Raw genomic sequence first — 9518 nt, forward strand, 5'->3', positions numbered from 1 at the left:
GGTCGGGTGACTACGCCGACGGTTCCCTTCAGCGATCTCTCCAAGCATTCCAAAGAAGTCGCGGAGACGGTCAGCCGCGCGCATCGCGTGCACATCCGGCGGCGTGACGGGGAAGACCTCTACCTCACGACCGCCCGGCACGACCGGGATCGGGAAGAGACCGCGAGTGTCGTGGCTCACCTGCTCTCCGCGCTCGTCACGAGTGAGGAAGGCGTCCGGGCGGTGGAGCACGCGCTGCCCGCCGTCTTCTCGTGGGCCCGGCATCTGTCGGCCGAGGAGCGGCGCGAGTTCGTCCAGGACCTCGTCGCCGCCACCCAGGACGCCGCAGACCTCGACGTCCATGCCACCCTGCACCGGGTCATCGTCGAATGGCGGGCCACCGCCCGCATCCTGGCCGACCCCGCGCTGACCGCCCGCCTCACCCGTCCCCTGCCCGGCGAGGACCACGGCGAGGTGCTGGCACCGTGAGCCCCAAACGCGGTGATGACGTGGCCCCTCCTCCGGTCGGTGGCGAATGGCGCATGCGGTTCGCGACCAGCGAAGCGGCCAAAGGGTGGGCGTCGTTGTGCGCGGAAGCCGCGGGGAACGCCCGCCGCTGCTTCGAGGCACTGCGCGCGGATCCGCTCGCCACGGACAACCCTGACCGGCAACACCGGCTTCGCGGCCAGCTGGCGACCGCGAGCCTCGGAGGCCGGGATCTGCCGCAGTGGGAGTTCGAGGTCACCTCCGGCGGACGCGTGCGGTATCTCGTCGATGTGGACCGGCGAACCGTGCATTTCGTCTACGCGTCCACCCGCCACCCGAAGGACACCGACGCCTAACGCTGGTCGCCGGGGAAGGCCAGGCCGCGGACCATGCGGAAGGCTCGTCTGAGTGCGGTGCGGTCGCGTTCTCTGGTCAGGCGGATCGCTTCGCGGCGCCAGGATTCGGCCTTGTCGCGCCAGCGGGCCGCGTCCCGGCCGGACTTGCCGGCCTCTCTGCGGGTCTGTGCGAGTTCGGCCCGCAGGGCGGTCACGCGCTTGCGGTAGAGGGCGAGTTCCTTGTCGTGTGCGGCCGCGAGCCGGGCCGACTCCGACGGAGGTCGCTTACGCGGCGGGTAGACGGCGGGGCGGCGACGGAAGCCCCAGCTCTCGCCGTCCAGCCACTCCAGGCCGAACAGGGCGTGGACGAGGTCGTCCGGATCGTCGTCAGGATCGTCGTCCGGCCCGGCGACCAGGGCGGCGCGGGAGAGGGCGGCCGTGCGGTCCAGGCGGGCGACGGTGACGCCGTCCGCCGTCTCCTCCAGGGCGACGCAGAGCGTGCCCCCGTCGTGCTCCTCCAGGTGCGTCACCAGGCGCTCGACCGTGTCCTCGGAGGCGACCCAGCCCGGCGGCGCCGACAGGCGGAACGGCGCCGTGCCGGGAGCGGGCGGGCCCTGGGGCGGGCGCAGGTGGACGCGGGGGTCGTGCTCGAAGGCGGCCCGGACGAGACGCACATCCAGGTGGGGATCGGCCAGCGGGGCGCGCCGGTCGGCGGTGAGCAGGTCCCAGGGAGCCGTGACGGTGATCCGCACGTCCGGGACGGAACCGGCCAGAAGGGAGTCCACCGTGGCCCGCACGTCCTCGTAGGAGTGCCCGGCGGACATGACGACCTCGGCGTCCACGTAGGGCACGAGCCACTGCCGGCCGGGGTCCGTACGCAGATAGCGCCGGTACGGCACCAGCTCGGCCACGTACGGGTCGTTGTACCGCTTGAGCGCCCGGTGGTCGCGCATCGCCGTGGGCACCCCGATGTGCCACGCCCTGGACTCGGGGTCGGGCACGTACACCGCGCCCGCCTGCGTGAGCCGGTAGCCCAGCTCCGTGTCCTCGGCCAGCACCAGGGACGTGTCCATGCCGCCGATCGAGCGCAGCAGCGCCGCCGGGTACGACACGGTGGCCCCCACGTGGATCCGGGTGGCCAGGGAACTGGGCGCGGTACGCAGGCCGTCGTGGTCGCGGATGATCTGCTCGGCCCAGTCGTGGCGGTGCGGCGCGAGCGGGAAGAGCGACCCCTCCGAGCCCGCCGCCAGAGCGCCGGCGACCTGCTCGGGCGTGGGCAGCGGCCCGTCGGTGAAGTCGATCCAGCCGAGCGCCACCACGTACGGGGCCAGGTGGTGCCAGCGGAGCTGGGCCTCCACGTGCCGGCGGTGCGGCACCATGTCGGCGTCCAGCACGAACACGACCTCGCCCGTCGCGGCGTCGATGCCGGCCTGCACCGCCCAGGCCCGCCCCCAGCCGCCGGGCGGGCTGGAGATCAGCTTCGTCCGGGACGGGGCGATCTCGGGCAGGGACAGCGGCGTGGGGCTGCCGTCGTCCACGACGATGACGTCGATCAGGTGCTCGGGGTAGCTCTGCGCGGACAGGGCGGCCAGCGTCAGGTTCAGCGTCTCCTGGCGGTCGTGGGCCGGGATCACGACGGTGACCGCGAGCCGGGGCTCCCAGTCGCCGAGCGCGGGCGGGGTCAGGACGCCGAAGTCGTTGTGCGGGATGCGGATCACGGGAGCGGGCTCTCGTCCATGGCCATCAGCGCGTTCGGGCGGAAGCCGCGCCACTGCCGCCGGTTGCGTTGCAGGAACGTCCCGATGGGCTCCTGCCAGGTGTGGTTGGCCGCCGGGCCCCTGCGCAGGATGTACCCGAGCCCGTGTGTCCGGTAGATCTGCCCGCCCGCGGCCTGCAGCGCCTCCTGGAACTGGGTGTCCACCGAGCGCGGCAGCGGCCGGAACCCGCCCACGGCCTGGAACGCCGAGCGCTCCACCAGGATGGTCCCGCCCGCCACGAAGCTGGTGATCTGCTCGGTGATCTGCCTGCGGTGCACGGTGACGTCGATGGAGGACAGGTACACGAACTCCGGCACCGTCCCGACCACCTGGGCCCCCGAGTAGGAGTGGGCCAGCAGCAGGTCGGCCAGGAAGCCGGGGCCGTACCAGTCGTCGTCGTCCATCTTCAGCAGGAACGACCCGGAGGCCCTGGCGGCGGCGAGGTTCAGCACCTCGCCGAAGACGGCTCCCCGGTCGGCCTCGAACACGGTCAGCGGCCCCTCGTGGGCGGCGATCGCGGACGCCACGTCCGGATGCCCCTTCGGCACGCCGTGCAGCGCGAGGATCACCTCCAGATCGGCGTCGCGCTGGCGGGCGACCTGGTCGAGCGCGAAGCCGACCATGTCGGCGCGGCGCGTGGCCAGCAGGACCGACGTGAGCGGGGGAGCGGGCGCGGGCGCGCCGAGCTGCTCCCACCGGGCTGCCACGCCGTGGGTACGCAGCGCAGCGCGGCGCAGGCGGATGCTGTGCTCCTCGCGGCGCAACTCGTCCGAGAGGTCGGGGGAACGGGTGAGCAGCCCGGCGAGCTCGGCCCCGAGCGCGCCCGCCCAGCGCGGCACCGCCCCGGCCGCCAGCGGGACCCCGGCGGCGGCCAGCCCGGCCAGCACCCGTACGGCCGTCAGCGGCCCGCTGTGCGCGTGCCGCCAGTCCACCTCGACGCCCCTGATCTGGCGCAGCCTGGCCACGTCCGCGTCGGTGACGCCGCCCGATGCGGCGAAGGACGTCACGACCTTGCCGTCCAGCACGATCGACCAGCGCCCGTCGCGCTCGGCCAGGGACGCCATGCCGCGCGACGGGGTGGTGACGAAGCCCTGGGGGTTGACCAGCCGCTCGTCCACGGGCGGGATCATGGACGGCTCGCCGAGCACGTCGGGGTCGGCGAGCGGCGAGGCCCCCATGCCGGGCCGGCCCAGCCGCTCCCAGCTCACCGCTTCGAGCGTGGGCCGCTCGACGGGCGTCTGCGTTCCGGCCCAGCCGGGTTCGGGGGCGGCGGCGGGGGACGGGGAGACGGGAGCGAGCGTGCGCAGCACCACGTCGCCGCCCGGCGCGCCGACCCGCTCGGGCACCGGCCCGCCGACCTCGGCCGGGGTGGCGTTCGGGTCACCCGGACGCCAGTCGGCGGCGCCGACGCCGGCGATGGCCGCCGCGGGCGCGGCGATCACGTCGAGCCGGTGGCCGGCGAACGCGCGGGCCGTGGCGGTCACCGTGCGGCCCGCGGGCGTGGCGGCGGAGAACCGCGCGTCCACCACCCAGACCCGGTCCTTCGGCCGGTAGACCCGCAGGTCGGTGAGCGCCCGCCAGCGGTGCGCGGGGGTCGGCGTGGGCACGGGCGCGGGATGCGCGGCCGGCGTGTCGAGCACGGCCACCACCACCCGCTCGGCCTGCGGCAGCAGCTTGTGCAGGGTGGCGATCCTGCGCAGGTCGGACGGCGTCCCGGCGAGGACCAGCACCTCGCGGGCGTGTTCCGGCTCGGCGACCGGCTCCAGCAGGTCCCGGTCCAGGTCCACCGCGTCCGCGCGGTCGTGGCCCAGGTCGTCGATCCCGGCGGAGAACACGCGCGCGTCGCGCAGCTCCGCCAGCAACCGCTCGATCATCCGGCGCTCCGGAGGTGCCGCATGATCGAGTTCAGCGGGCCGCGCGGCTCGTGGTCGTCCTGGGCCTCGGTGAGGCGTTCGACCTCGGCAGTCAGGCGGTCCACCCGGGCCGTCAGCTCCTTGATCTCGCCGAGCCGCTCCCCGGCCAGCGCCCGCCACTTGGCGGGCTCCCCGGTCAGCGGCTCCGCCTCGGCCGCGGTCGCGAAGCCGTACTCGGCGCCGCTGACCCACTCCGACCCGAACAGCTCGTCGACCAGGTCGTCGGCCTCGCCGGGGAGCAGCGCGGCGCGGGAGAAGGCGGCGGTGCGCTCCAGGCGGGCGGTCACGACCCCGTCGGGGCCCTCGGCGAGCGCCACGCTGACCAGGCCGAGCAGGTCGCGGTCGGCGTGCCGGACGAGCCGGGCGAGCGTGCCGGCCCCCGGCACCCATCCGGCGGGCAGCGTGACCAGGAAGGGGGCGGGCGCGGCCGAGGCCGGTGCGCTGCGCGCGAACTCGACGCGTGGCTCGTGCGCGTACAGGTTGTGCAGGAGGCGCAGCTCCAGCAGGGGATCGTCGAGGTTCGAACGTCGCTCGCCGGTCAGCTCGTCCCACGGGCCGACGAGGCTGACCGCGGTGTCGGTGAGCGTGCCGGCCAGCGCAGAGTCCACGGTGGCCCGCGTCTGCTCGTACGTCGTCGCGGCCACGACCACCCGCACGTACGGGACGAGCCACCGGCGGCGCGGATGGCTCCGCAGCCAGCGCAGATCGGGGATCAGGTCACCGAGGTAGGACCAGTTGTGCCGGTGCACCTCCTTCTCCCGCGACATCACGGTGGAGGGCCCGACGTGCCACGCCCTGGCGTCGGCGTCGGGGATGAACACCGCGCCGGCCTGGGCCAGCCGGTAGCCGAGTTCGGTGTCCTCGGCCATGTTCAGCGAGGCGTTCACGCCGCCCGCCGCGCGCAGCAGCTCAGCCCGTACGGAGGCGGAGGCCCCGGTGTGCAGCAGGTACGGGTTCGCCCCCGCGTCCTTGAGCCTCCTGGTGGACTCGAGGATCTTCGTCGTGTACTCGGCCTGGACGCCCTCCTCGCCCGGCGCGTCCACGAACCGGGTGTCGCCGATCACCACCGCGTAGCCGATCAGGTGGTGCCAGCGCATGTGCGCCTCGATGTGGTCGTCGGCCAGGATCATGTCGGAGTCCAGCCAGTGGATCACGTCGCCGGTGGCCGCGAGCTGTCCCGCCTGCCTGGCCGCGCCGCGGCCCCAGCCGCCGCTCACCCGTACGACCCGGGCCCCCGGCACCTCCAGCGCCGGTTCGCTGCCGTCGTCGGCGACGATGATCTCGGTGAGCTCGGTGGGGTACGTCTGCCGCGCCAGCGCGGGCACCGTGCGTTCCAGCGCCTGCTGGCAGTCGTAGGCGGGGATGACCACCGACACCCGCAGCGTGGGCTCCCACGTGCCCGTCTCGGGCGGGTTCAGCACGCCGTAGTCGTTGTGCCTGACCTGCGTCATACGCGGCCCTTGGCCAGACCCCTGACCTCCTCGCGCAGTTCCTCCACCTCGCGGGCCCGTGCCATGGCGTTGACACGGTCCTCGCCGAGCGAGGCCAGGATCGCGCCGAGGTCGTCGGCCCGCCGCCCGGCGGAGTCCTCGACGGCCTGGACCAGCACGTCCAGCCGGGTCTCGATGTTCTTCAGCGTGGTGGTGGTCCTGGCCAGCTCGGCCTCGTGCTTCCTGATCCGCAGATCGATCCGCTGCGCCTTGCCGTCGATGCGGCGCACGGTGAGGACGAGCAGGGCGAGCGCGGCCAGCGCGATCATGAACGCGACGGTGGCCGCCGCGGCGCCGAAGGTGATCAGATCGGCGAGCACGAGGAGCACCAGCACACCGAGTGCCAGTGCCGCGAGGGGTGCGGCGGTCGCCGCCAGCCGGCGGGGCGAGAGCATCCGCGCAAACCTTTCGTAGGTCACGACTTGACGAACACCAGAGCCGTCACGGACATCTGGGGATTATTGACACTTTAATCAACATCGGCAACCACCGTGCCATAACTTCCTGAAGGTTCCCAGCGAATCATCAGCCTCCGGACCTGCATCGCCGTCCCTGCCGAATGTGTCATGCGCGTCTACTCGCCAGTAAAACGGGCGTAAGGTAGGCGCCGATCACATCCCCAGCGGTCAAGGAGCGCGCCAGCCATGTCCGTCACCCCTTGCGGCTTCACGCGTACGCCGGAGAAGGGGCTGGCCCGCCTGCACTGGGCCGACAGCGGCTGGATGGTGGAGGGGCAACCGCCCGATCTGCCCGCGTTGCGCCCGCTGCGCGGCCTGGAGATCGACTGGCCCGACGGGCCGGTGCCGCCGGACGGCCTGCTGGACCTGGCCGCCGCCGGGGTGCCGCTGACGGCGGTGGACGCGCCGGCCTGGGTGCCGGACGGCCTGCGCGCGCTGCTCACCGACCGCGGCTGGCTGGGCCACGCGGCCGACCGCACCGTCCGCTCGCTGGCCGACCTGCGCCGCGAGGAGCACAGCGTACGCCTGCGCCGCCTGGCCCACCCCGCCGCCGCGCCGCACGTCAGCATCGTCATGGCGACCAAGCGGCCCGCCCTGGTCGGCCCGGCGCTGGCGCAGATGGAGCGGCAGCGGGACGTCTCCGCCGAGGTCGTGCTCGGCCTGCACGGCGTGGCCCACGACGAGGTACGCGCGGCGATCTCGGCCTGCTCCCTGCCCGTGAAGTGGGTCGAGGCGCAGGCGTCGGTGCCGTTCGGCGAGGTGCTCAACCGGGCCGCGGCGCTCGCGGGCGGCGACTACCTGGCCAAGTGGGACGACGACGACTGGTACGGCCCCCGCCACCTCGCCGACCTGTTCATGGCGCTGACCTACGCCGGGGCCGACGTGGTGGGCACCACGGCGGAGTTCTTCTACCTGGATCCGCTGAAGGCGACGATCAGGCGGACGACGTTCGCGAGCGGGGCGAGCTACCCGAGCGAGGTCTGGGCCGATCATGTGGCCGGCGGCACGATCATGGTTTCTCGTGCGAAATTCCACGAAATTGGAGGATTTCCCGGATTGCCGCGAGCCGTTGATCTTGAATTTCTGAAAGCCGCGCAAAAGGCCGAAGCCCGCATCTACCGGACCCACGGTCTCGGTTATGTCCTGCGCCGCGGCCTCAGCACCGAGCACACCTGGCAACTCCCGCTGGCCCACTTCGTCAAGGTGGCCGCCAACCAGTGGCGCGGATTCCGTCCGAGCCTGCTGATGGAAGCCGCATGACCGCACGCGGCAGGGTGCGCGGCAACGACTACCGGGTACTGGCCCCCGGCGAGCCCGGCACCCCCCGGCTGACGGTCAGCGTCGTCATCCCGGCCTACGGCGGGCAGGACAAGCTCGACCTGGTGCTCGCGGCGCTGGCCAGGCAGACGTACCCGGCCGCGCTCACCGAGATCATCGTCGTCGACAACGGCAGCTCGCCGCCGCTGCGCCTGCCCGAGGGCACGGCCGCGCGGCTGATCGTCTGCGACCGGCCGGGCCGGGGCAGCGCCCGCAACGCCGGACTGGCCGCCGCCACGGGCGACGTCGTGCACTGGCTCGACTCCGACGTGCTGCTCACCCCCGGTGCCGTCGAGGCCCACATGCGCTGGCACCACGCCGCCCCGTACCTCGTGGTCACCGGCTACCTCCGCTTCACCACCGCCGAAGTGCCCGCCAAACTGCCCGACGACCTCGCCGGGCACTTCGAGCCCGCCGAACCGCACGCCTGGCTCGTCGACCTGGTCGAGCGCACCGACGGCCTCACCGACAACCCGCAGCGCCCCTTCAGCCTGCACGTCGGCGGCGCGACCTCGGTCAACGCCCGGCTCATCGAGGCCGCCGGGCCCATGGACGAGGAGCTGATCCTCGGCCAGGACACCGAGCTGGGCTACCGGCTAGCGCAGGCGGGCGCGGTCTTCGTGCCCGAGCCCGCGGCCCGCGCCTACCACCTCGGGCCGACCATGCGCATGCGCGACAAACAGCCCATCGACCGGGTGAGCCACGCGTTCGTGGCCGACCGCATCCCGTCCTACCGCTGGCTCAGAGGGCATCCTGGACGGCAGTGGAAGGTGCCGTACGTCACCGTGACCGTGGACGGCACGGCCGGTTACGACGACGTCCGGGCGACGGTGGACGCGGTGCTGGCGGGTACCGTCCCCGACGTGTCGGTGCTGCTCACCGGCCCCTGGACCGGCCTCGACCGCGACCGCCGCGCCCCGCTCCGCGACCCCGATCTGGAACTGGTGCTGGTCCACGGCCACTACCTGCACGAGGGCCGGGTACACCTGGCCGAGGCCGCGGACGCCGACCCGGCCGTGCCCTTCCTGCTCCGCCTGCCCGCCGGATGGATCCCGGGCGAGGACGCCCTCGCGCGCCTGCTCGACCTGGCCCGCGACGAAGGGCTCGGCCTGGTGAACGTGCTGCTCCACGAGTCACCGGACGGCGTCGTCGCGGCCCGCCTCGAACGCGTCTCCGCCTTCGCCAGGGCCCGCATCGTCGCCGAGCCGGGGGAGGACCTCGACGACGTGGTGGACGCGGTGTCGGGGGTGACCTGGGTCGAGGGCGAGACCTACGGCTTCACCACCTCGCCGGTCGTCCCGCAGGGGCGGCGCGCCGCCTACCGGGCCAGGACGGAGGCGCAGGCGGAGGCGGCCCGGATGGCCAAGGAGGCCGAACGGCTGCGCGCGCAGGTGGCCAAGTGGCGCGAGGAGGCCGGACGCTGGCGCAGGTCCGCCGTGGAGCTGCGCCGCGAGGTGGGCACGTTACGCCGCCAGCTCGCCGCCGCCGGCCGCGCCCAGCAGGGCCTGCGCACGCTGGTCTCGACGACGATGAAACGCGCCCTGCGCAAGCGGCTGCGCGGCTGACCGGCCAGACCGGCCGGCCAGACCGGCCGGTCGGACGGCCTGGCTCACCAGGCGGCCCGGCCGGGCGGCCCGGCCGCGTCGCGGATGTGAGAGCGGCCGGTCAGTTGGGGCGCAGCGCTGAGCGCAGCCGCCGCAGCAGCGAGCTCTCCGGAGCCTCCACCGGCATCGCCGCGACCGGTGTGGCGGCCGGCGGGGCGGGGATGGTGACGGGCTCGGGC

At 73.8% G+C, this 9518-nt stretch carries 8 protein-coding genes; 4 read left to right on the forward strand and 4 right to left on the reverse strand.

The window, feature by feature from the left end; all coding sequences use genetic code 11:
* Positions 1-6: 6 nt before the first annotated feature.
* Positions 7-468: a hypothetical protein gene (locus FAF44_RS42255; protein WP_237109027.1), complete on the forward strand. Its 462-nt coding sequence runs from the start codon at positions 7-9 to the stop codon at positions 466-468.
* Positions 465-821, forward strand: a complete 357-nt coding sequence (locus tag FAF44_RS42260) for a hypothetical protein (RefSeq protein WP_237109028.1) — start codon at positions 465-467, stop codon at positions 819-821. Before FAF44_RS42255 ends, FAF44_RS42260 begins: the two co-directional genes overlap by 4 nt.
* Here FAF44_RS42260 and FAF44_RS42265 read toward each other — a convergent pair.
* Genes FAF44_RS42265 through FAF44_RS42280 form a run of 4 tightly spaced genes read right to left on the reverse strand, consistent with a single transcriptional unit; the run spans position 818 to position 6355 of the window.
* A complete protein-coding gene (locus FAF44_RS42265) occupies positions 818-2518 on the reverse strand; it encodes a glycosyltransferase family 2 protein (protein WP_237109029.1) in 1701 nt (566 codons plus the stop codon). The two genes, FAF44_RS42260 and FAF44_RS42265, sit on opposite strands and share 4 nt — an antisense overlap.
* The gene (locus FAF44_RS42270) at positions 2515-4431 is read right to left on the reverse strand and encodes a glycosyltransferase (RefSeq protein WP_237109030.1); all 1917 of its coding nucleotides are present in this window, start codon (positions 4429-4431) and stop codon (positions 2515-2517) included. The genes FAF44_RS42265 and FAF44_RS42270 overlap by 4 nt, the downstream gene beginning before the upstream one ends.
* The gene (locus FAF44_RS42275) at positions 4428-5921 is read right to left on the reverse strand and encodes a glycosyltransferase family 2 protein (RefSeq protein WP_237109031.1); all 1494 of its coding nucleotides are present in this window, start codon (positions 5919-5921) and stop codon (positions 4428-4430) included. The genes FAF44_RS42270 and FAF44_RS42275 overlap by 4 nt, the downstream gene beginning before the upstream one ends.
* The gene (locus tag FAF44_RS42280; protein WP_237109032.1) at positions 5918-6355 is read right to left on the reverse strand and encodes a hypothetical protein; all 438 of its coding nucleotides are present in this window, start codon (positions 6353-6355) and stop codon (positions 5918-5920) included. Before FAF44_RS42280 ends, FAF44_RS42275 begins: the two co-directional genes overlap by 4 nt.
* Before the next feature lie 249 nt (positions 6356-6604).
* Between FAF44_RS42280 and FAF44_RS42285 the strand changes: the two genes are divergently transcribed.
* Both FAF44_RS42285 and FAF44_RS42290 read left to right on the forward strand, forming a co-directional pair.
* Positions 6605-7678, forward strand: a complete 1074-nt coding sequence (locus FAF44_RS42285; protein ID WP_237109033.1) for a glycosyltransferase family 2 protein — start codon at positions 6605-6607, stop codon at positions 7676-7678.
* Positions 7675-9300, forward strand: coding sequence for a glycosyltransferase (locus FAF44_RS42290; RefSeq protein WP_237109034.1), 1626 nt, complete (start codon positions 7675-7677; stop codon positions 9298-9300). The genes FAF44_RS42285 and FAF44_RS42290 overlap by 4 nt, the downstream gene beginning before the upstream one ends.
* The last annotated feature ends 218 nt before the right edge of the window (positions 9301-9518 follow it).

The organism is Nonomuraea sp. MG754425 (assembly GCF_021699195.1).
In the GTDB taxonomy this organism is placed as follows: domain Bacteria; phylum Actinomycetota; class Actinomycetes; order Streptosporangiales; family Streptosporangiaceae; genus Nonomuraea.

Excerpts from the sequence above, each read along its gene's own strand:
- FAF44_RS42270 (WP_237109030.1), bottom strand. The coding sequence starts at position 4,431 with ATGATCGAGCGGTTGCTGGCGGAGCTGCGCGACGCGCGCGTGTTCTCC.
- FAF44_RS42275 (WP_237109031.1), bottom strand. The coding sequence starts at position 5,921 with ATGACGCAGGTCAGGCACAACGACTACGGCGTGCTGAACCCGCCCGAG.
- FAF44_RS42280 (WP_237109032.1), bottom strand. The coding sequence starts at position 6,355 with ATGCTCTCGCCCCGCCGGCTGGCGGCGACCGCCGCACCCCTCGCGGCA.
- FAF44_RS42285 (WP_237109033.1), top strand. The coding sequence starts at position 6,605 with ATGTCCGTCACCCCTTGCGGCTTCACGCGTACGCCGGAGAAGGGGCTG.
- FAF44_RS42290 (WP_237109034.1), top strand. The coding sequence starts at position 7,675 with ATGACCGCACGCGGCAGGGTGCGCGGCAACGACTACCGGGTACTGGCC.